This window comes from Aurantimonas aggregata, assembly GCF_010500835.1.
Lineage (GTDB): Bacteria > Pseudomonadota > Alphaproteobacteria > Rhizobiales > Rhizobiaceae > Aurantimonas > Aurantimonas aggregata.
Genome location: NZ_JAAAMJ010000003.1, coordinates 77,825 through 96,272 on the forward strand (window position 1 = coordinate 77,825; position 18,448 = coordinate 96,272).

Annotated in this window: 20 protein-coding genes, 2 pseudogenes and 1 riboswitch; of the genes and pseudogenes, 13 read left to right on the forward strand and 9 right to left on the reverse strand. The window is 68.2% G+C overall.

The window, feature by feature from the left end:
• Window positions 1-93 precede the first annotated feature (93 nt).
• The 6 genes from GTW51_RS06560 (at window position 94) to GTW51_RS06585 (ending at window position 4,701) form a co-directional block, all read left to right on the forward strand.
• Complete coding sequence (locus tag GTW51_RS06560) at window positions 94-987, forward strand: LysR substrate-binding domain-containing protein (protein WP_163043106.1); 894 nt, start codon at window positions 94-96, stop codon at window positions 985-987.
• A gap of 81 nt (window positions 988-1,068) precedes the next feature.
• On the forward strand, window positions 1,069-1,584 hold the full coding sequence (locus GTW51_RS06565) for a DUF2937 family protein (protein WP_163043107.1): 516 nt from the start codon (window positions 1,069-1,071) through the stop codon (window positions 1,582-1,584).
• Between the two features lie 297 nt (window positions 1,585-1,881).
• Window positions 1,882-1,993, forward strand: a riboswitch (TPP riboswitch).
• Window positions 1,994-2,109: 116 nt separating this feature from the next.
• The gene (locus tag GTW51_RS06570; RefSeq protein WP_203565953.1) at window positions 2,110-3,087 is read left to right on the forward strand and encodes an FAD-dependent oxidoreductase; all 978 of its coding nucleotides are present in this window, start codon (window positions 2,110-2,112) and stop codon (window positions 3,085-3,087) included.
• Window positions 3,084-3,281, forward strand: a complete 198-nt coding sequence (gene thiS / locus GTW51_RS06575; RefSeq protein WP_163043109.1) for a sulfur carrier protein ThiS — start codon at window positions 3,084-3,086, stop codon at window positions 3,279-3,281. The genes GTW51_RS06570 and thiS overlap by 4 nt, the downstream gene beginning before the upstream one ends.
• 5 nt (window positions 3,282-3,286) lie before the next feature.
• Window positions 3,287-4,096 carry a thiazole synthase gene (locus GTW51_RS06580; RefSeq protein WP_246232719.1) on the forward strand — a complete coding sequence of 270 codons (810 nt, stop codon included), beginning with the start codon at window positions 3,287-3,289 and terminating at the stop codon, window positions 4,094-4,096.
• The gene (locus tag GTW51_RS06585; protein WP_163043110.1) at window positions 4,093-4,701 is read left to right on the forward strand and encodes a thiamine phosphate synthase; all 609 of its coding nucleotides are present in this window, start codon (window positions 4,093-4,095) and stop codon (window positions 4,699-4,701) included. The genes GTW51_RS06580 and GTW51_RS06585 overlap by 4 nt, the downstream gene beginning before the upstream one ends.
• A 91-nt stretch (window positions 4,702-4,792) precedes the next feature.
• On the opposite strand, the gene GTW51_RS06590 is transcribed toward GTW51_RS06585, so the two are convergent.
• The 3 genes and pseudogenes from GTW51_RS06590 to GTW51_RS06600 all read right to left on the reverse strand — a co-directional run bounded on the left by GTW51_RS06590 (window position 4,793) and on the right by GTW51_RS06600 (window position 6,088).
• Window positions 4,793-5,149 carry a DUF1428 domain-containing protein gene (locus tag GTW51_RS06590; protein WP_163043111.1) on the reverse strand — a complete coding sequence of 119 codons (357 nt, stop codon included), beginning with the start codon at window positions 5,147-5,149 and terminating at the stop codon, window positions 4,793-4,795.
• Window positions 5,150-5,192: 43 nt separating this feature from the next.
• A pseudogene (locus GTW51_RS06595) lies at window positions 5,193-5,621 on the reverse strand (VOC family protein).
• Between the two features lie 29 nt (window positions 5,622-5,650).
• Window positions 5,651-6,088, reverse strand: a complete 438-nt coding sequence (locus GTW51_RS06600) for a YybH family protein (protein ID WP_163043112.1) — start codon at window positions 6,086-6,088, stop codon at window positions 5,651-5,653.
• A 63-nt stretch (window positions 6,089-6,151) separates the two neighbouring features.
• Between GTW51_RS06600 and GTW51_RS06605 the strand changes: the two genes are divergently transcribed.
• The gene (locus tag GTW51_RS06605) at window positions 6,152-6,853 is read left to right on the forward strand and encodes a winged helix-turn-helix transcriptional regulator (RefSeq protein ID WP_163043339.1); all 702 of its coding nucleotides are present in this window, start codon (window positions 6,152-6,154) and stop codon (window positions 6,851-6,853) included.
• 14 nt (window positions 6,854-6,867) lie between these two features.
• Here GTW51_RS06605 and fabI read toward each other — a convergent pair whose 3' ends face one another.
• Genes fabI through fabA form a run of 3 tightly spaced genes read right to left on the reverse strand, consistent with a single transcriptional unit; the run spans window position 6,868 to window position 9,525 of the window.
• Window positions 6,868-7,716 carry an enoyl-ACP reductase FabI gene (gene fabI, locus GTW51_RS06610; RefSeq protein WP_163043113.1) on the reverse strand — a complete coding sequence of 283 codons (849 nt, stop codon included), beginning with the start codon at window positions 7,714-7,716 and terminating at the stop codon, window positions 6,868-6,870.
• A gap of 14 nt (window positions 7,717-7,730) precedes the next feature.
• Window positions 7,731-8,951 carry a beta-ketoacyl-ACP synthase I gene (gene fabB / locus GTW51_RS06615; RefSeq protein WP_163043114.1) on the reverse strand — a complete coding sequence of 407 codons (1,221 nt, stop codon included), beginning with the start codon at window positions 8,949-8,951 and terminating at the stop codon, window positions 7,731-7,733.
• A gap of 34 nt (window positions 8,952-8,985) precedes the next feature.
• A complete protein-coding gene (fabA, locus tag GTW51_RS06620) occupies window positions 8,986-9,525 on the reverse strand; it encodes a 3-hydroxyacyl-[acyl-carrier-protein] dehydratase FabA (protein WP_163043115.1) in 540 nt (179 codons plus the stop codon).
• A gap of 231 nt (window positions 9,526-9,756) precedes the next feature.
• On the opposite strand from fabA, the gene GTW51_RS06625 reads away from it, so the two are divergent.
• Both GTW51_RS06625 and irrA read left to right on the forward strand, forming a co-directional pair.
• Window positions 9,757-10,218, forward strand: coding sequence for a hypothetical protein (locus GTW51_RS06625; RefSeq protein ID WP_163043116.1), 462 nt, complete (start codon window positions 9,757-9,759; stop codon window positions 10,216-10,218).
• A gap of 165 nt (window positions 10,219-10,383) precedes the next feature.
• Window positions 10,384-10,857 (forward strand): iron response transcriptional regulator IrrA, encoded by a 474-nt coding sequence (irrA, locus tag GTW51_RS06630; RefSeq protein WP_163043117.1) that lies wholly within the window; start codon window positions 10,384-10,386, stop codon window positions 10,855-10,857.
• 92 nt (window positions 10,858-10,949) lie between these two features.
• On the opposite strand, the gene GTW51_RS06635 is transcribed toward irrA, so the two are convergent.
• On the reverse strand, window positions 10,950-11,495 hold the full coding sequence (locus GTW51_RS06635; RefSeq protein ID WP_163043118.1) for an SH3 domain-containing protein: 546 nt from the start codon (window positions 11,493-11,495) through the stop codon (window positions 10,950-10,952).
• A gap of 186 nt (window positions 11,496-11,681) precedes the next feature.
• Between GTW51_RS06635 and GTW51_RS06640 the strand changes: the two genes are divergently transcribed.
• The 4 genes and pseudogenes from GTW51_RS06640 (at window position 11,682) to GTW51_RS06655 (ending at window position 16,488) form a co-directional block, all read left to right on the forward strand.
• A complete protein-coding gene (locus GTW51_RS06640; RefSeq protein WP_163043119.1) occupies window positions 11,682-12,683 on the forward strand; it encodes a 2-hydroxyacid dehydrogenase in 1,002 nt (333 codons plus the stop codon).
• 130 nt (window positions 12,684-12,813) lie between these two features.
• A complete protein-coding gene (locus tag GTW51_RS06645; protein ID WP_163043120.1) occupies window positions 12,814-14,640 on the forward strand; it encodes an NAD(P)/FAD-dependent oxidoreductase in 1,827 nt (608 codons plus the stop codon).
• 96 nt (window positions 14,641-14,736) lie between these two features.
• Window positions 14,737-14,907 (forward strand): DUF1328 domain-containing protein, encoded by a 171-nt coding sequence (locus GTW51_RS06650; RefSeq protein ID WP_163043121.1) that lies wholly within the window; start codon window positions 14,737-14,739, stop codon window positions 14,905-14,907.
• 175 nt (window positions 14,908-15,082) lie between these two features.
• Window positions 15,083-16,488 (forward strand): annotated as a pseudogene (locus GTW51_RS06655) (uracil-xanthine permease family protein).
• A gap of 6 nt (window positions 16,489-16,494) precedes the next feature.
• Here the strand turns inward: GTW51_RS06655 and moeB are convergent.
• Window positions 16,495-17,259 (reverse strand): molybdopterin-synthase adenylyltransferase MoeB, encoded by a 765-nt coding sequence (gene moeB / locus GTW51_RS06660; RefSeq protein ID WP_163043122.1) that lies wholly within the window; start codon window positions 17,257-17,259, stop codon window positions 16,495-16,497.
• Between the two features lie 2 nt (window positions 17,260-17,261).
• Window positions 17,262-18,419 carry a DNA replication/repair protein RecF gene (recF, locus tag GTW51_RS06665; RefSeq protein ID WP_163043123.1) on the reverse strand — a complete coding sequence of 386 codons (1,158 nt, stop codon included), beginning with the start codon at window positions 18,417-18,419 and terminating at the stop codon, window positions 17,262-17,264.
• Window positions 18,420-18,448 lie beyond the last annotated feature (29 nt).

The following is an 18,448-nucleotide window of genomic DNA, read 5'->3' on the forward strand; positions in this document are numbered from 1 at the left end:
TTGCTGATGCCGATAATATGAGGTGTCCTCATTGATTGGAGAAACGAGAAGCTGTAACGCTGTTTTTGAGTTCTGCTAACAAAAGGCGTTCGGATGTCAGCGACCCTGCCCAATCTCGACATGGATCTCGCGCGCACCGTCGTGGCGATCGCCGACACCGGGAATTTCTCGCGCGCTGCCGAGCGGGTGCATCGCAGCCCGTCCGCGATCAGCCTGCAGGTCAAGAAGCTCGAGGACCTTGTCGGCCGCGACCTGTTCCGGCGCGACGCGCGTAGCGTGGCGCTGACGCCGGACGGCGAGATCTTCCTCGGCTATGCCCGCCGACTGCTGAAGCTCAACGACGAGGCCTTCACCCGCTTCACCGAGCCGCCCTGCTGCGAGGGCAGCGTCCGGCTCGGCGTGCCGAACGATGCCGGCATGATCGCCATCCCGGATATCCTGCGCCGTTTTGCCGAGACCCATCCGCGGGTCGAGGTGGCGGTGCTGCTGGACCGGACGGTGGAGCTGGAGCGGCTGTGCACGAACGGCGAACTCGACATCGCGATCCATGCCAGCGAGACCGCCGCAGACGGACCGAACATCATCCACACCGAGCCGCTGGTGTGGATCGGCGCGCGGGGCGGCATTGCGGCGGAGACGCGGCCCTTGCCGCTGGCGCTCGCCGATCACGGCTGTTCCTGGCGCGCCATGGCCCTGGGCGCCCTCGACGGCGCCGGCATCGACTACCGCCTCGCCTATCGCAGCGAGTTCTGCCAGGGCCAGATCGCCGCCGTCGCCGCCGACCTGGCCATCGCGCCGCTGCCGCTCAGCGTCGTCTCGGACAGCCTGGTGCGGCTCGGTCCCGAACACGGGCTGCCGCCGCTCGGCTCCTACCGGATGTCGCTCGCACGGCGCGACGGTGCCGGGGCCGTCGCCGAGGCGCTGGCCGCGCATGTCGCGGCAAGCTTCCGCTCGATCGGGGAGCGCGGCACGCGGCTGTTCGCCTGAACGACTTCCCGGCGATCAAGTGGATCGGCAAGCCCCGCGCGTCGTTGTCATGCGAGGGCGGGTGAGGCGAACGGAGAACGCATGATGTCGGCACTGCTGATACGCCTTTTTGCGGCCATCCTTCTCGGCCTGACCTTCAGCCAGTCGGTCGAGTTCACCCAGCAATATGTGCAGCGGCTGGGCGGCGCGGCGGACGAGCTCCGGCAGGTCGTCGCCCGGTTCGACGACAGCGCCCGGACCTTCTCGCTGTCGCGCCAGCAGGCGCTGGAACGCCTGCGCGCCCACGCCGACACGCTCGTCGTGCGGCAGGGCGCCGACGCCGCCACCACCATCGCCCGCTACGAGGCGGTCGAGCGGCGCTACCGCGACCTCATCGAGGCTGCCCCGCTCTCCCGGCCGTTCATCGCCGCCGGCGATCCGGACTGGGCGATCGCCGGACGGACCGGCGAGGACTACCGCCCGGCGCTGCCGGTGTCGCTGGAGGGCCTCTTGCTGACGCTGGCCGGCTTCGGGCTCGGCTGGGCCGTCGGCGCGAGTTGCCACGGCGCGGTGCGCATGCGCCGGCGGCGGCGGGCGCGGCGGATTCCGTACGGGTGAGAGTGCCCGCATCCTCACCGGCGTCATCCTCGGGCTTGACCCGAGGACCCATTCCTCCGCGCGGCAACTGCCGCTCCGATCGAGGTGGGGAGCCAAGTTCTGAACGGCGGTCGGCGGCGGCGACGGTTTGGCATGGGTCCTCGGGTCAAGCCCGAGGATGACGCCATGAGGAACGTCGGCACCCACTCGCTGAAGCTGCGGTAGCCGACGCATGGGGACCGACTGCCCGGCCGGCTTCGTCATTCCGCGAGTAATTCGTCGACACCGTTGACACGGCCGACCCGCACCCACAGATTCCGCCCATCCAAGGGGAGTTCCGGCAGGGAACTGAGAGGCCACCCCGTGTGCGTGGCGACCCTTCGAACCTGATCCAGTTTGCACTGGCGGAGGGATGGTGTCTGCGACCCCGATCAGCGGGTCATGCGCGGTATTTCCATCCCTTTCGTCAGCAAGCGACCCGACAAAGACGGAGGACGCGATGCATGGCAACCTGACGAGCACCCTCGGCACGGGACCGGCGTGACCCTGCGCATCGCCATCATCGGCGCCGGCGCCGCGGGGCTGGTCACGGCGGCGAAGCTCGCCGAGCGCGGGCAGACGGCAGACCTCTTCGAGGCGTCTGATCGGCTCGGAGCGGGGGCCGCCTCCTGGCTCGCCGGCGGCATGCTGGCGCCGTTCTGCGAGGCCGAGGATGCCGGCCCCGGCATCGTTGCGCCAGGGCATGCCGGAATCGAGTGGTGGGCCGCGACCGTTCCCGACGTCCGGCGGGGCGGCACGCTGGTGGTGGCGCCCGCGCGCGATCGCGGCGACCTCGCCCGCTTCGCCCGCCGGACAGCCGGCCACGAGCGGATCGGGGCCGAGCGGATCGCCGCGCTGGAGCCGGATCTCGCCGGCCGCTTCGGCGAGGCGCTGTTCTTCGCCGAGGAAGCCCATCTCGATCCAAGGCTGGCGCTGGAGAATCTCGCCGAGCGGGTCACCAGCGCCGGAAGCCGGATCCATTTCGGCAGCACCGTCGCCCCCCAGGCGCTCGACCACGACGTCGTGGTGGACTGCCGTGGGTCCGCGGCTGCCGGGGAGATCCCGGCGCTGCGGCCGGTGCGGGGGGAGATGCTGATCCTGAGGACCCAGGACGTTTCGCTGTCACGCCCGGTTCGGCTGCTGCATCCGCGCTGGCCGGTCTATGTCGTGCCGCGCGGCGACGGCCTCTTCATGGTCGGCGCCACCGTGGTGGAGACCGACGACCGGCGCAGCGTCACCGCGCGCGGGATGGTGGACCTTCTCAACGCCGCCTATGCGCTGCATCCGGCCTTCGCCGAGGCGGAGATCGTCGAGACCGGCAGCGGCCTCCGGCCCGCCTTCCCCGACAATCTGCCGCGGGTGTCGCGCGATGGCCGCGTCGTCAGCGTCAACGGGCTCTACCGCCACGGCTTCCTGCTGTCGCCTGCAATGGCCGACGAGGCCGTCTCCCACATCCTCGGCGAAAGACTGAAGGCTGCCTCATGAACATCTCCGTCAACGGCGAGGCCCAGCACGTCGCGGCTGCGACGCTTGAGGCCCTGCTAGCCGAGCTCGGCTACGAGGGCGCGATCGTCGCCACCGCGCTCAACCGCGACTTCGTCCCCCGCGAGGCGCGCGCCGCGACGCCGATCGCCGAGGGCGACGCGGTCGAGATCATTGCCCCGATGAAGGGAGGCTGAGCCGCATGGACGGATCCGCGACCATGCCGGACGGCATGGATATCTACGGCACGCGGCTTGGCTCGCGGCTGATGCTGGGCACCTCGCTCTATCCCTCGCCGCAGGTGCTCTCCGATGCGGTCAAGGCCGCCGGCGTCAGCGTGGTGACGGTCTCCCTGCGCCGCGAGTCCGGGGCCGCGCGGGACGGCCAGGCCTTCTGGTCGCTGATCCGCGACCTCGGCGTTCGTGTCCTGCCGAACACGGCCGGCTGCCATTCGGCGCGCGAGGCGGTGACGACGGCGCAGATGGCGCGCGAGGTCTTCGCCACCGACTGGATCAAGCTGGAAGTCGTGCGCGACGCCGAGACGCTGCAGCCGGACGTGTTCGGCCTGGTCGAGGCGGCGCGGATCCTCGTCGCGGACGGCTTCAAGGTCCTGCCCTACACGGTCGAGGATTTGTCGGTCGCCGACCGGCTGGTGGAGGCCGGTTGCCGCGTGCTGATGCCGTGGGGCGCGCCGATCGGCTCCGGGCTCGGCCTCAACAACCGCTACGGGCTGCGCCAGTTGCGTGCCTATTTCCCGGAACTGACGCTGATCGTCGATGCCGGGCTCGGCCTGCCCTCGCATGCCGCCGCCGCGATGGAGCTTGGCTATGACGGGGTGCTGCTCAACACCGCCGTCGCGCGGGCCGGCGATCCGGCCGCCATGGCGCAAGCTTTTGCCCAGGCAATCGAGGCCGGGCGCCTCGCCTACCTGGCGGACCCGATGGACCCGCGCGACATGGCAGCGCCCTCGACGCCGACCTTCGGCCAGGCGATGCTGGGTGGCGGCGAATGACCCGGCTCGACCCGTTCTACCTGATCGTCGACGATGCGGAGATGGCCGAGCTTCTGGTGCCGGTCGGCGTGAAGCTGCTGCAGCTGCGCGCCAAGGACATGGAACCAGACAGGCTGCGCGACGCGGTGCGGCGGACCAGGGCGGTCTGCGCGGCCTACGGCTGCACGCTGGTCGTCAACGATCACTGGCAACTGGCGATCGAGGAGCAATGCGACTTCGTGCATCTCGGCCAGGAAGATCTGGCGGACGCCGATCTGGCCGCCATCCGGGCGGCGGGGCTGCGGCTCGGGATCAGCACGCATGACCGGGCGGAGCTGGGCATCGCGCTCGCCGCAAAGCCGGACTATGTCGCGCTCGGTCCGATCTGGGAGACCAAGCTCAAGGCGATGAAATGGGCGCCGCAGACGCCGGCCCGGCTGACGCGGTGGCGCGAGCTTGTCGGCGACCTGCCGCTCGTGGCGATCGGCGGCATCACCGCGGAGAATTTGCCGGACATCTTCGCGGCCGGCGCCGACTGCGCCGCCGTCGTCACCGACGTGACGCGCCATGCCGATCCGGAGGCGCGGACGCGGCAGTGGCTGGATGCGACGGCGCCGTGGCGGTGAACCGGTCGCCGGAGCCGCCAGCAAGCCCGCCCAGCCCTATCGGCAGCATCCGACGTGACGGCCGCTGGCGAGCGGCTGGTCCATCGCCCGCCTAGCCGGCCTCGTCCACAATGGTTTCGAAGCCGCCGAAGATCATCCGCTGGCCGTCGAAGGGCATCTCGCCCTCCATCTTGATCTCGGGATCTTCCCTGAACGCTGCCATGCCGGCATCGCGCGTCGCCTTGTCCGGCCAGGCGATCCAGGAAAACACCACGACCTCTCCCTCCTTGGCCTTCACGGCGCCGCGGAAGTCGGTGACCTTGCCGTCCGGCACGTCGTCGCCCCAGCATTCCACCAGGCGCTTGGCGCCGTGCTTCATGAATAACGGTGCGACCTTCGCGGCCAGGGCGCGATAGGCCTCCCGGTTCTCGGCCGGGACGGGCACCACGAATCCGTCGATATAGTCCATGCTCTTCCTCCCTGATCTTTACCGGGCGCGCCTTCTCAGCGGTTCACGCCGCCTGCGTTTCCTCATTTCCCGCCACCGCGGCAGGGTCCATCCACATTGGTTCCCAGATATGGCCGTCCGGATCCTCGAAGCTGCGATTGTACATGAAGCCGTGATCCTAGGCCGGGACGGGGTCGGCCCGCCCGCCGGACCGCGCGGCGGCATCGACCATCGCGTCCACCGCCGAGCGGTCATCGGTCGACAAAGCGATCAGGACCTCGCTGGTGGCGCGGGCATCGGCGATGGCCTTCGGCGTGAAGCCCGCGAACTTCGCGTGGGTGAGGATCATCACGTAGATCGTGTCGGAAAACACCATGCATGCGGCGGTGTCGTCGGAGAATTGCGGGTTCCGCTTCGCCCCGATCGCCTCGTAGAAGGCGATGGAGCGGTCGAGGTCGGCCACCGGCAGGTTGACGAAGATCATTCTGGGCATCGGACTTCCTCCAGTTCGGCAAGCGGGAGTCAGGGGCGAAGGTCGGTGGCGGCGAGGCCGCTGCCGTCCATCTTCATCGGTACGGAATGGTGCTCGTGCAGCAGCGTCCAGCCGTCGGTGCCGCGCTTCAGGCAAAGCGTGGAGCGGTACCAGAGGTCGACCGGGCCTTCGCCGCGCTTCGTGCCGCGCATCCGGCTGAGGCCGTGGGCAAAGGCGATGTCGCCCTCGACGACCACCGTCGGCTCCGGCATCACGACGGAGACCGGGCCATCCCACGTCGCCAGCCATTCTTCCATGCCGGCGGTGTCGCGGGCCGGCGCCCCGGCCAGTTGCAGCGGCGGCGCGAGATCGAAGGTCACCACGTCCTCGGCCATCGCAGCCATGGCGCGGGCCGTGTCACCGGCGCGGACGGCGTCGTTCCGCGCGTCGATCAGGTCGCGTATGGCGCGTGCTTCCATCCCTGCCATGACCCGCACTCCTCCTCGGGTTTCGTTTGCTAGTCATGCCTCATCAAGTTATAAATGACAACCATGAAGTTAGAAAAAATAACTGAACTGCCTGACACCCGCCGACGCCGCCACTATGACGATTCCTGCGCAGCGGCCCATGCCCTCGACCTGATCGGCGAACGCTGGGCGCTGCTGGTGATGCGCGAGCTGTACTGGGGGCCGAAGCGCTTCGGCGCGATCAAGGCGAGCCTGCCCGGGATTAGCGCCAATGTGCTGACGCAACGGCTGGAGGGGCTGGAGGCGGCCGGCGTACTGATCCGGCGCAAGCTGCCGCCGCCATCGGGGGCGCAGGTCTACGAGCTGACGGAATGGGGATACGAGAGCGAGCCGATCTTCCAGGCGCTCGGCCGCTGGGCGGCGCGCTCGCCGAGCCACGATCCGACGCTGCCGTTCAGCGCCGCTTCGCTGCTGTTGTCGCTGCGCACGATGCTGAGTCCGGAGCGGGCGGCTTGTATCGACGCGCGGATCGGCTTCGCGCTGGGGGCGGAGCGCTTCGTCGCGCATCTGGCAAAAGGGCAGATCGACATCGAGCCCGGCCCGACCGAGGGCGCCGACGTCGTCTTCGCCGGACCGCCGCCGATGATCGCCGCGGCGATCTATGGCGGGCAGACGCTGGAGACGCTCGCTTCGGAGGGTGCACTGGAGATCAGCGGCGACAGGGCGCTCGCCGAGCGCTTCGTCGGCCTGTTTCCGCTGCCGCCCAAGGCCGTGCTGCCGGATTGACGGCGGTACTGGCCTTACTTGACGTCGTCGGGGAGCACGTCGCCCTCGACGATCGCCTTGCGGTGCTCCTGCGCCTTGAGCTCGTCCAGCGAGGGCATCGACATGACGTTGTAGCCGGAATCGACGTAGTGGATCTCGCCGGTGACCCCGTTGGCGAGTTCCGACATCAGGTAGAGCACGGCGCCGCCGACCTCCTCGATCGTCGTGTTGCGGCGCATCGGCGCGTTACGGCGCTGGAAGTTGAACATCAGCCGCGCGTCGGAGACGCCGGCCCCGGCCAGCGTGCGGACCGGACCAGCCGAGACGGCGTTGATGCGGATGTTGCGCGGGCCGAAATCGGCGGCGAGATAACGCACCGACGCCTCGAGCGCCGCCTTGGCGACGCCCATGACGTTGTAGTTCGGCATCACCCGCACCGCGCCGCCATAGGTCATGGTGACCATCGAGCCGCCATTGTGCATCAGCGCGGCGGCGCGCTTGGCGACCTCGGTGAAGGAAAAGCAGGAGATCAGCATGGTGCGCGAGAAGTTCTCGCGCGTCGTGTCGGCGTAGAGGCCTTTCAGCTCCGACTTGTCGGAGAAGGCGATGGCATGGAGCACGAAGTCGATCGTTCCCCATTCGGCCTTCAGCGTCTCGAAGACCTGGTCGAGGGAGGCGGTGTCCTCGACGTCGCAGGGGATCACCAGCCTGCTGCCGATCTCCTCGGCCAGCGGCCGCACGCGGCGGCCGAAGGCCTCGCCCTGATAGGTGAGCGCGATCTCCGCCCCCTGCGCCGACAGCGCCTTGGCGGCACCCCACGCAATGGAATTGTGGTTCGCGACGCCCATGATCAGGCCCCGCTTGCCGGCCATCAGATCGCCCATGGTGCTTTTTCCGCTCATCTGTCCGCCACGCGCTGGAACACGAGGCAGGCATTGGTCCCGCCGAAGCCGAACGAGTTCGACAGGATGCGATCGAGCTGCACCCCGTCGCGCCGCTCCCGAACGATCGGGATGTCGGCGAATTCCGGATCGACTTCGTCGATATGGGCGCTCCCGGCGATGAAGCCGTGCTTCATCATCAGCAGCGAATAGATGGCCTCGTGGACGCCGGTGGCGCCCTGCGAATGGCCGGTCAGCGACTTGGTGCCCGAGATCGGCGGAATGTCCGACCCGAAGACCTCGCGGATCGCCTGGACTTCCATCCGGTCGCCGACGACGGTCGAGGTGGCATGCGGGTTGATGTAGTCGATCGGCCCCTCGAGACCCGCGATCGCCTGCCGCATGCAGCGCACCGCACCTTCACCCGAGGGCGCGACCATGTCGGCGCCGTCGGACGTGGCGCCGTAGCCGACGATCTCGGCGAGGATGTTGGCGCCCCGCGCCTTGGCCCGCTCGTATTCCTCCAGCACCAGCACGCCGGCGCCGCCGGCGATGACGAAGCCGTCGCGGTCCTTGTCATAGGCCCGGCTGGCAACGTCCGGGCGGTCGTTGAAGTCCGAGGACAGGGCGCCCATCGCGTCGAACAGCACGGACAGCGTCCAGTGCAGATCCTCGCAGCCGCCCGCGAACATCACGTCCTGCTTGCCCCACTGGATCATCTCGGCGGCATTGCCGATGCAATGGCTTGAGGTCGAGCAGGCCGAGGAGATGGAGTAGTTCACGCCGCGGATCTTGAACCAGGTGGCGAGGGTCGCCGAAGCCGTTGAGGACATCGCCTTCGGCACGGCGGTCGGTCCGATGCGCTTCGGACCCTTTTCCCGGGTCGTGTCGGCGGCCTGGACGATGGTCGCCGTCGAGGCGCCGCCGGAGCCCATGATGATGCCGGTGCGCTCATTGGAGATGTCTTCCGGCGAGAGGCCCGAATCGGCAATCGCCTGGTCCATCGCGACATGGTTCCAAGCGGTACCGCCGCCATGGAAGCGCATCGCCCGCCGGTCGAGCAGCGTCGTCGGGTCGAGGCTCGGCCGACCGTGGACGTGGCTACGGAAGCCCAGTTCCTTGTATTCCGGCGCGAAGCTGATGCCCGAGCGGCCGTCTTTCAGCGATTGCGTCACCTCATCGGCATTGTTGCCGATCGAGGAGACGATACCCATGCCGGTCACGACAACGCGTCTCATTGCCCGCTCCCTTTTACCGCTGCCATCCGGCCCATCAGCCCGCCGTGCCCGCCGGGGCTTCCGCCTCGGCGTCAGCGAACAGGCCGACCCGGAGATCGCTGGCGCGGTAGATGACCTCGCCGTCGGCCTTCATCCAGCCATGGGCGATACCAAGCTTCAGCTTCGAGCGCATGACACGGCGGAACTCGACGCCGTATTCGACGAGCTTGACCTTCGGCGTCACCTGGCCGGTGAACTTCACCTCGCCGACCCCGAGGGCGCGACCGCGCCCCGGCTCGCCGAGCCAGCCGAGATAGAAGCCGGTCAACTGCCAGAGCGCATCGAGGCCGAGGCAGCCGGGCATCACCGGATCGCCTTCGAAATGGCATTTGAAGAACCACAGGTCCGGATTGACGTCGAATTCGGCGCGGATCGTTCCCTTGCCGAACTCGCCGCCAGTCTCGCTGACCTCGGTGATACGGTCGAACATCAGCATCGGTGGCAGGGGAAGCTGCGCGTTACCCGACCCGAAGAGCTGCCCGTGACCACAGGCGATGAGATCGTCGTAGTCGAATGCGGTCTTTTGCGTCGCCATGTTCCGTCGTGTCCGCCCTCGTGTGCGCGACCATCTGCGGGCCGCTGTCGGCTGGCCCCTTAGCATGGCTGTCACTGCGCTGGAAACCGTCCCCCCGATGCGATTCCGGCAATGGGGGACCTCGAACTGCCGGGCCTAGCCAGAATATGGTCGCGGCCGGGGATTTTCGATAGGCTGTCGTCCAATCGTTACAATTGCCCCGCAACCAACGTAGCCCATGAATTGCAGCCCATGACCACGCATGCCCGCCGCCGGACCGGCGCCGCCATCAGCCTCGCCGCCTTCCTCGCGGCGGCCGCGCCCGCCGGGGCGCAGAACTGGACCGTCTCGGGGCAGACGGCCGGCCTGACGGTGGGCGGCGCGTTCACCGGCCTCTCCCTGACATGCGCGACAGGCGGCCAGGCGGAGCTGACCTTCTCCGGCTTTCCTGCCCATCTGCCGGCGGGCGACACCTACACCGTGCCGGTCAGCGTCGACGGGACGGCGTTCCTCTTCGCGGCACAGGCGCGCGGCGGCGGCGATCGCGAATTCTCGCGACTCGTGCATCGGGCGCCGATTGAAGAGTTGGCGGGGCTGCTGGACGCGCTGGCGGCAGGGCGCTCGGCGGAGGTGTCGAGTCCGGCCGGCCGCTATGTCGTGCCGCTGGCGGGCTCGGGCCGGGCCGTCGAGACGTTTCGGCAGCTCTGCGGCTGAACCGGCACCAGGCAGCAGCCCGGGCGATCAATTCGGCCGCAAGGGGGCCAACCGTCAAAGCATTTGTGGCGAAAGGCGTTGTGCCTTATTATGTCTTGCGTATGCGAGGGTGCCTCCGTAAAAACCTCTTGCTTGAACCAAAACTCGAAATATCGGGCATTTGCGATGGATAACCGGCCGAGCCCCACTCGTTTCTGCGTGTTCGAGCGCCTGCGTTCGGTGGGCCTTCGCCCGACACGGCAGCGCGTGGCGCTCTGCAACCTGATGTTCGGCGCCGGTGATCGTCATCTCTCGGCCGAGGAACTCTATGCCGAGGCGCACAAGGCCGGCGAGCCCGTGTCGCTCGCCACGGTCTACAACACGCTGCACCAGTTCACCGATGCCGGCCTCGTGCGGCCGCTCTCGGCCGAGGGCCAGCGCACCTATTTCGATACCAACACCGATGACCACCACCATTTCTTCGTCGAGGACGACAACTCGATGATCGACATTCCCGATGGCAGCCTGCGGTTCGATCACCTGCCGGAGCCGCCGGAAGGCATGGAGATCGTCAATGTCGACGTCGTCGTGCGGTTGCGCCGCAAGGCGTCGGCCGGCGTCGCGGCCGAACCGGTGCAGACGGCCGTCGTCGCCGACTGACGGACACTTGCTTTCAGGCATACGAAAGGCCCGGTCGTCGAACGATCCGGGCCTTTTTCATGAGCGGGCGAAGCTGGGGGCGGGCGGCGACCCTACTGGAAGCTCTCGTCCGGATAGACGCCCCAGATCTCCTGCTGCCGCACATAACCCTGGCGATCCATCACCGCGAGCTGGCACCAGCCCGACGCACATTCCCGCACCGGGGCGACGACGCCCGGCTCCAGCCGCGCCGTCAGCGGCGCATCCGTCGCCGGATTGGCGTGGACGTCGATCATCGTCGCCTTGCCCTTCAGCCAAGGAGCGGCGATCGACGTGCGCTCGCCCGACAGCAGCGAGTGATAGACCCATCCCTCGGTGCCTTCGGAATCGCGGATCCGGCGCCAGAGCTCATATTCCTGTACGACTTCCACCGGCAGACCGGGCTTCAGATACAGCCAGCTGACCGGATAGTCGCGGCCGGGTCCGATGCGCAAATTCACCCGCCCCGACTTGAGGCTGACATAGCGCGGCAGCGGCAGCTTCGAGACCGGGCCGACCTCGACGGCGAGCACCGGGGCTGCCGGCGCGACCATGCCGGTCGCGAGCACGGCCGTGCCGACCACAGCGAGGAGCGAACGGCGGAGAAGGGCAACGAACATGGGCGATACTCCTGGCGATGGACCCGGCAGCCGTTCAGCTGCGCGGCGCTCCGCGCCACGAGCCGATCGGGGCGCGGGAAACTCTTTGTTTTCGGCGCTCCGGCTTGCTAGGAGGGGCGCTCGGCTCTCGGAGCGATAATCGGCGGTTTCGGTTAACAACGTCTTGATTGCAAAGGATCGTGGCCGATGACGATGCGCGAAAAACCGCTCGTGATCCTCACGCGCAAGCTGCCGGCGCCGATCGAGGCGCGCATGTGCGAGCTGTTCGACACAAGGTTGAACGAGACCGACCGGCCGCTGGAGCAGCCCGAACTCGTCGCCGCGGTCCGCGAAGCCGACGTGCTGGTGCCGACCGTCACCGACCGGATCGACCGGGCGGTGATCGAGCAGGCCGGCCCGCGGCTCAAGCTGATCGCCAATTACGGCAACGGCGTCGACAATATCGACGTCGAGGCAGCGCTCGGGCGCCATCTCTTCGTCACCAACACGCCGAACGTCCTCAACGAGGACACCGCGGACATGACGATGGCGCTGATCCTGGCGGTGCCGCGGCGGCTGGTCGAGGGCGGCATGCTGCTGGCCGCCGGCGAAGGCTGGCCGGGCTGGTCGCCGACCTGGATGCTCGGACGGCGGATCTGGGGCAAGAAGCTCGGCATCCTCGGCATGGGCCGGATCGGCACCGCCGTCGCGCGGCGCGCCAAGGCCTTCGGCCTCGAGATCCACTACCACAACCGCCGGCGCGTCAGTCCGAAGACCGAGGCCGAACTCGGCGCGACCTATTGGGAGAGCCTCGACCAGATGCTCGCCCGCATGGACATCGTCTCGGTGAACTGCCCCTCGACCCCGGCGACGTTCCACCTCCTATCGGCGCGGCGCCTGGCGCTGATCCAGCCGCATGCCTTCATCGTCAACACCGCCCGCGGCGAGATCATCAACGAGAAGGCGCTGGTCCGGCTTCTGGAGGAGAACCGCATTGCCGGTGCGGGGCTCGACGTGTTCGAGGAGGAGCCGGCGATCGACCGGCGCCTCCTGCGCCTTGCCGAGCAGCACAAGGTGGTGCTCCTGCCGCATCTCGGCTCGGCGACGATCGAGGCGCGGATCGACATGGGCGAGAAGGTGATCATCAACATCCGCACGCTGATGGACGGCCACCGGCCGCCCGACCGGATTCTGCCCGGCGGCTACTGACGACCCCTGGGGACGTCCTCTCCCGACGTTCCTCACCGCCATCTTGCCTGACTTCCCGGCCTGTCGCAGACTGGGCGCAGCGACAAGAAGGCGGCCGCGACAAGCGGACCGCCTCGCTTCGGGAGGAACCATGAGCGAGACACTGGAACGGCCGGCAACGGTCGAGAACGATGCGCGTGCGACCGTGACGGCGTGGCTGCAGGCCTTCGAGGCAGCCCTGTCGGCAGGCGACGCGGATGCGGCGGCCGAGATGTTCGCACCCGTCAGCTTCTGGCGGGACCTCGTCACCTTCACCTGGAACATCCGGACAATGGAGGGGCCGGACGAGGTGCGGGACATGCTGAAGGCGGTCCTCGCCGACGTGCAGCCCGGCCACTTCGCGATCGCCGGCGAGCCGAGCGAGGCGGACGGCGTCACCGAGGCGTGGATCAGCTTCGAAACGGCGGTGGCCCGCGGCAACGGCCTCCTGCGCCTCAAGGAGGGCAAGGCTTGGACGCTGCTGACGGCAATGACCGAGCTGAAGGGCTTCGAGGAGCCGCTGGCCGATCGCCGGCCGATGGGCGCGGAGCATGGCTCGGAGGCCGGCCGCAAGTCCTGGCTGGAGAAGCGCCAGCAGGAGGCGGCCGAACTCGGCTACCAGACCCAGCCTTACGTGCTGATCGTCGGCGGCGGCCAGGGGGGCATCGCGCTGGGCGCCCGGCTACGCCAGCTCGGCGTCCCGACGATCATCGTCGAACGCAACGACCGGCCGGGCGATTCCTGGCGCAAGCGCTACAAATCGCTCTGCCTGCACGATCCGGTCTGGTACGATCATCTGCCCTATCTCGAGTTCCCGAAGAACTGGCCGGTTTTCGCCCCGAAGGACAAGATCGGCGACTGGCTCGAGATGTACACGAAGATCATGGAGCTCAATTACTGGTCGCGCACGACCTGCAGGAGCGCCAGCTTCGACGAGGCATCGGGCGAATGGACCGTCGTCGTCGACCGGGACGGCGAGGAGGTAACCCTGCGGCCCAAGCAGCTGGTGCTGGCAACCGGCATGTCCGGCAAGCCCAACATGCCGACGATCAAGGGCATGGAGCGTTTCCAGGGCGAGCATCACCATTCCTCGCAGCACCCCGGTCCCGACGCCTGGAAGGGCAAGAAGGCCGTCGTCATCGGCTCGAACAATTCCGCCCACGACATCTGCGCGGCGCTCTACGAGGCCGGCGCCGACGTCACCATGGTGCAGCGCTCGACGACGCATATCGTCAAGTCGGACTCGCTGATGGAGCACGGGCTCGGCGCCCTCTATTCCGAGCGGGCCGTCGCCAGCGGCATCGACACGACCAAGGCGGACATGATCTTTGCCTCGCTGCCCTACCGGATTCTCCACGAGTTCCAGATCCCGATCTACGACAAGATCCGGGAGGTCGACGCCGAGTTCTACGCGGCGCTGGAGAAGGCCGGCTTCATGCTGGACTATGGCGCCGACGATTCCGGCCTGTTCATGAAATATCTGCGGCGCGGCTCCGGCTACTACATCGACGTGGGCGCCTCGCAGCTGATCATCGACGGCAAGATCAAGCTGAAGAGCGGCGTCGAGATCGAGGAGATCACCGAAACCGGCGTACGCTTCGTCGACGGCACGGAACTGCCCGCCGACCTCATCGTCTATGCCACCGGCTACGGCTCGATGAACGGCTGGGCGGCCGACCTGATCAGCCAAGAGGTCGCCGACAGGGTCGGCAAGGTCTGGGGTCTCGGCTCCGACACGCCCAAGGACCCCGGCCCCTGGGAGGGCGAGCAGCGCAACATGTGGAAGCCGACCCAGCAGCCGAACCTCTGGTTCCACGGCGGCAACCTGCACCAGTCGCGGCACTATTCGCTTTATCTCGCGCTGCAGCTGAAGGCGCGTGAGGCCGGGATGGCGACACCAGTCTACGGATTGCAGGACGTGCATCACTCGGGCCGATAGGCCAAGGCCGACGGGAGACGTTCGCAACGGTCCTAATCGAACCTTTTCTGCTTCTGCGCGTTTGTAAGCCAGACAAACAACATAGGAGTACCGACCATGATCGGTTGGGCCATCACATTCCTGATCATCGCTCTGATCGCCGCCGTTCTCGGGTTCGGCGGCATCGCCGGCACCGCCGTCGGCATCGCCAAGATCATCTTCTTCGTCGCGATCGTGCTGTTCGTGCTGTCGCTGATCTTCGGCCGGTCGCGTCGCCCGTCGCTCTGAGGTCGCTCCACCGCTGACGAACTTCGCCTGAAGAAGGGCGGCATCCGCAAGGGTGCCGCCCTTCCGGCGTTTCGGGGGCGATCTCGACGCTGCCGCATGGCATGGTTCCTGCTTCGAGCATGACGGGGCCCTTTCGCGCCGCGTTGCGGTGCGCCCTGAACAGCGGAGCATCGCCATGGCGCAGAATCCGGCAATTCCCACGAGCGGCCTGATCTACGGCCTCGACGACACGCCGCCGCCCGGACCCAGCACCCTCGCCGCCATCCAGCACATTCTCGCCTCCGTCGTCGGCATCGTCACGCCTGCCCTAGTGATCGACGGCGTGCTCGGCCTCGGCGAGCACATTCCCTATCTCGTCGCGCTGTCGCTCTTCGTCTCGGGAGTCGCGACCTTCATCCAGTGCCGTCGCTTCGGCCCGGTCGGCTCCGGGCTCCTCGGCGTGCAGGGCACGAGTTTTGCCTTCCTCGGCGCGATCCTGGCGGCCGGCTTTGCCGTCAAGGCGCGCGGCGGCACGCCGGAAGACGTGCTGGCGATGATCTTCGGGCTCTGCCTCGTCGGCTGCCTCGTCGAGATCGTCCTCAGCCGCTTCGTCGAGCGGCTCGGCCGGATCATCACGCCGACGGTGACCGGCATCGTCATCACCGTCATCGGGCTCAGCCTGGTCAAGGTCGGCTTCACCGACTTCGCCGGCGGGGCGAATGCCGGCGAGACGCTGGGCGACCCGATCAATTTGCTGCTCGGCCTCGTGGTCATCGCGGCGATCCTGGTGCTCAGCTTCCATAAGCGGCCGATGGTGCGGATCTCGGCGATCATGGGCGGCCTGGTCTTCGGCTGCCTCGTCGCGGCGCTGCTCGGCCGGATCGATGTCTCGGCCTTGGGCAGAGGGCCGTTCGTCACCCTGCCGATCCCGTTCCGCTACGGGATCGACTTCGATCTCGGGCTTTTCGTGCCGATCGCGTTCCTCTACCTGATCACCGCGATCGAGACGACGGGCGACCTGACGGCGAACTCGGTAATTGCCGGCGAGCCGGTGAAGGGGCCGCTCTATATCAGCCGCATCAAGGGCGGCATCCTGGCGGACGGGATCAATTCCGGCCTCGCCGCGATCTTCAACACCTTCCCGAACACGACCTTCTCGCAGAACAACGGCGTGATCCAAATGACCGGCGTCGCCAGCCGGCATGTCGGCCTGTACATCGCCGCCATCCTCACCGTGCTCGGCTTCTTTCCGGTGATCGGCAATTTGCTGCTGCTGGTGCCGAAGCCCTGCTCGGCGGCGCGACGCTGGTGCTGTTCGGCACCATCGCGGTAGCCGGCATCCGCATCCTGGCGACGCAGGAGATCGACCGGCGCCGGGCCTATATCATGGCCGTCTCGTTCGGCCTCGGGCTCGGGCTCGGCGTGACGCTGGTGCCGGAAGCGACGCAGCAGTTGCCGGATTTCGTGCGCCAGGTGTTCGCCACCCCGATCACGCTGAGCGGGCTGACCGCCATCCTCCTGTCGCTGGTCCTGCCGGAGCCGCAGCCCGAAAGTCCCCGTGCGGCGGTCGTCGCGCCGATGGACGGCGAGCCGACGATCTGACGCCGATCAGCCTTGCCGGGCGCGCCTGTAGCGGATCGTCTCGAAGCGCATGGTCAGGAGGTCGACCATCAGCAGCTTGCCGACGAGCGGCTCGCCGACGCCGCAGATCAGCTTGATCGCCTCGCTCGCCGCCAGCGTGCCGAGGACACCGGTGGTGACGCCGAGGATCCCCGCCTCGGCGCAGGACGGCACCAGCCCCGCCGGCGGCGCCTCGGGGAAGAGGTCGCGATAGCCGGGATTATGGGTGCCGTCGGCCGCCGTCTCGTAGGGTTTCAGAACGGTGAGCGAACCGGAGAAGCGGTTCACCGCCGCGGTCACCAGCGGCCGCCCGGAAGCGGCGCAGAGATCGGCCATGGCGTAGCGGGTCTCGAAATTGTCCGAGCCGTCGATGACGAGATCATAGGCACCGACGATCGCCGCGCCGTTCTGCGGGTCGATGCGCATGGCGTGGGGCACGATGGCGACATGCGGGTTGAGCGCGGCGACCGCATCGGCGGCGCTGGCGAGCTTGGAGCGCCCGACGTCCTCGGTCCGGTGCAGCACCTGGCGCTGCAGGTTGGAGAGCGAGACGGTATCGTCGTCGACGATGCCGATCGTGCCGACGCCGGCGGCAGCGAGATAGAGCACCACCGGCGAGCCGAGACCGCCGGCGCCGATGACCAGGACGCGCGCGCGCTTCAGCAGCTGCTGCCCGGGCCCGCCGATCTCCGGCAGGACGATGTGCCGGGCGTAGCGCTCGACTTCCTCGCGATCGAGAATCATGTCGCTCATCGTCATCCCTCGACGTCCGGCGACCCGGCGGACCTGATGGCGCCGGAATCGACCTCCAGCATCTGAGCGCGGTTGGCCAGCGCGTCAAACAGGCTGGCATCGGTGCCGGTCATGAAGGCCTGGACGCCGAGGTCGTCGATCAGGTCGAACAGGGCAGCGCGGCGGCCGGGATCGAGATGCGCGGCGATCTCGTCCAGGAGCAGCACCGGCGGCATGCCGGACAGGGCGGTGACGAGCTTGGCGTGCGCCAGCACCAGGCCGATCAGCAGCGCCTTCTGCTCGCCTGTCGAGGCGAGGCCCGCCGGCATCGCCTTGGCGACATGGGTGACCGACAATTCGGCCCGATGGGCGCCGAGCAGCGTCCGTCCGGCGCTGCGGTCGAGGCCCCGGCCGCCGCGCAGGCGGGCCCGCGCCTCGTCCTCCGCCTCGACCGCCGGCCGGGCGAAATCGATCTCGCCATAGCCGGAGGCAAGGTCCAGCCCGGCTTTCGGAAAGGGATTGGCCGCATCGCTCTCGCCGATCATGCCGGTCAGGAGATCAACGAGTTCGGCCCGCGCCACCGCCATGGCGACGCCAAGCTCGGCCATCTGCGCCTCGAGCCCCGAGAGCCAGGAATCGTCCAGCCGCTCCTCCGACAACAGCCGGTTGCGCGAACGCATGGCCCGTTCGTAGTCGCTCGCCCGCCGTCCATGCGTGGGGTCGACGGCCAGCACCATGCGGTCGAGAAAGCGCCGCCGGTCGCCGGCGGGACCGTTGAACAGCCCATCCATCGATGGGGTCAGCCAGACGACGCGCAGCAGCTCGAGCAGTTCCTCGGCGTTGCGGGCATTGGTCTCGTCGATGCGGATGGAGCGGTTCGCGGCGCCCGCGGCGTCGGGGGTGACCTTGGTGAGAATATCGGTCTCGCCCGATGCCGACATCACCGAGGCTGCGACGGAGAAGCCACCGCCACCGCTTTGCCGGGCGATCTCCTGGTACGTCGCGCGGCGCAGCCCGCGGCCGGGCGACAGCAGCGAGATCGCCTCGAGGAGGTTGGTCTTGCCGGCGCCGTTCGACCCGTGGAACACCACGAAGCGGCGATCGAATTCGAGGCGAAGCGCCGTGTAGTTGCGGAAATCGGCGAGCCGCAGCCGGCTCAGCCCGATCGGCGCCGCAGGCATGGCCGGCACGTCGGCCGGGATCGGCGGGG

What these genes read in the sequence shown, in the direction of transcription:
- fabI (WP_163043113.1), bottom strand. Translation starts at nt 7,716, where the DNA reads ATGGGCGATCTGATGGCCGGCAAGCGGGGCCTGATCATGGGCGTCGCG.
- GTW51_RS06580 (WP_246232719.1), top strand. Translation starts at nt 3,287, where the DNA reads ATGGACGGATCCGCGACCATGCCGGACGGCATGGATATCTACGGCACG.
- GTW51_RS06600 (WP_163043112.1), bottom strand. Translation starts at nt 6,088, where the DNA reads ATGGCAGGGATGGAAGCACGCGCCATACGCGACCTGATCGACGCGCGG.
- GTW51_RS06640 (WP_163043119.1), top strand. Translation starts at nt 11,682, where the DNA reads ATGACGATGCGCGAAAAACCGCTCGTGATCCTCACGCGCAAGCTGCCG.
- GTW51_RS06590 (WP_163043111.1), bottom strand. Translation starts at nt 5,149, where the DNA reads ATGGACTATATCGACGGATTCGTGGTGCCCGTCCCGGCCGAGAACCGG.
- fabA (WP_163043115.1), bottom strand. Translation starts at nt 9,525, where the DNA reads ATGGCGACGCAAAAGACCGCATTCGACTACGACGATCTCATCGCCTGT.
- GTW51_RS06585 (WP_163043110.1), top strand. Translation starts at nt 4,093, where the DNA reads ATGACCCGGCTCGACCCGTTCTACCTGATCGTCGACGATGCGGAGATG.
- fabB (WP_163043114.1), bottom strand. Translation starts at nt 8,951, where the DNA reads ATGAGACGCGTTGTCGTGACCGGCATGGGTATCGTCTCCTCGATCGGC.
- recF (WP_163043123.1), bottom strand. Translation starts at nt 18,419, where the DNA reads ATGCCTGCGGCGCCGATCGGGCTGAGCCGGCTGCGGCTCGCCGATTTC.
- GTW51_RS06565 (WP_163043107.1), top strand. Translation starts at nt 1,069, where the DNA reads ATGATGTCGGCACTGCTGATACGCCTTTTTGCGGCCATCCTTCTCGGC.
- moeB (WP_163043122.1), bottom strand. Translation starts at nt 17,259, where the DNA reads ATGAGCGACATGATTCTCGATCGCGAGGAAGTCGAGCGCTACGCCCGG.
- GTW51_RS06625 (WP_163043116.1), top strand. Translation starts at nt 9,757, where the DNA reads ATGACCACGCATGCCCGCCGCCGGACCGGCGCCGCCATCAGCCTCGCC.
- GTW51_RS06560 (WP_163043106.1), top strand. Translation starts at nt 94, where the DNA reads ATGTCAGCGACCCTGCCCAATCTCGACATGGATCTCGCGCGCACCGTC.
- GTW51_RS06650 (WP_163043121.1), top strand. Translation starts at nt 14,737, where the DNA reads ATGATCGGTTGGGCCATCACATTCCTGATCATCGCTCTGATCGCCGCC.
- thiS (WP_163043109.1), top strand. Translation starts at nt 3,084, where the DNA reads ATGAACATCTCCGTCAACGGCGAGGCCCAGCACGTCGCGGCTGCGACG.
- GTW51_RS06605 (WP_163043339.1), top strand. Translation starts at nt 6,152, where the DNA reads ATGAAGTTAGAAAAAATAACTGAACTGCCTGACACCCGCCGACGCCGC.
- GTW51_RS06635 (WP_163043118.1), bottom strand. Translation starts at nt 11,495, where the DNA reads ATGTTCGTTGCCCTTCTCCGCCGTTCGCTCCTCGCTGTGGTCGGCACG.
- irrA (WP_163043117.1), top strand. Translation starts at nt 10,384, where the DNA reads ATGGATAACCGGCCGAGCCCCACTCGTTTCTGCGTGTTCGAGCGCCTG.
- GTW51_RS06645 (WP_163043120.1), top strand. Translation starts at nt 12,814, where the DNA reads ATGAGCGAGACACTGGAACGGCCGGCAACGGTCGAGAACGATGCGCGT.